Below are 320 nucleotides of genomic sequence, written 5' to 3' on the forward strand. Positions count from 1 at the left end.
CGTCGTGTCGGGATGGCCGAGGCTGTTGGAGCGTGCGAGCGCAGCCCAGTTCTCAGGCCGCAGCTTCTCGTCATTGCCGAGGACGCGGTCGACCTCGGGCATCTCGGCGAAACGGGCGGGCTCGATCCTGTCTCTTATACACATCTGACGCTGCCGACGATTAACCTTCGGTGTAGATCTCGGTGGTCGCCGGAGCATTAAAAAAGGGGGGGGGGGGGGGGGGGGGGGGGGGGGGGGGGGGGGGGGGGGGGGGGGGGGGGGGGGGGGGGGGGGGGGGGGGGGGGGGGGGGGGGGGGGGGGGGGGGGGGGGGGGGGGGGGG

1 pseudogene is annotated in these 320 nt (G+C 75.0%); it reads right to left on the minus strand.

From position 1 onward, the window contains the following. A pseudogene (locus JHD80_RS27410) lies at positions 1-320 on the minus strand (hypothetical protein); the annotation flags it as partial.

This window comes from Allobosea sp. ASV33 (genome assembly GCF_016428755.1).
Classification (GTDB): Bacteria; Pseudomonadota; Alphaproteobacteria; order Rhizobiales; family Beijerinckiaceae; genus Allobosea.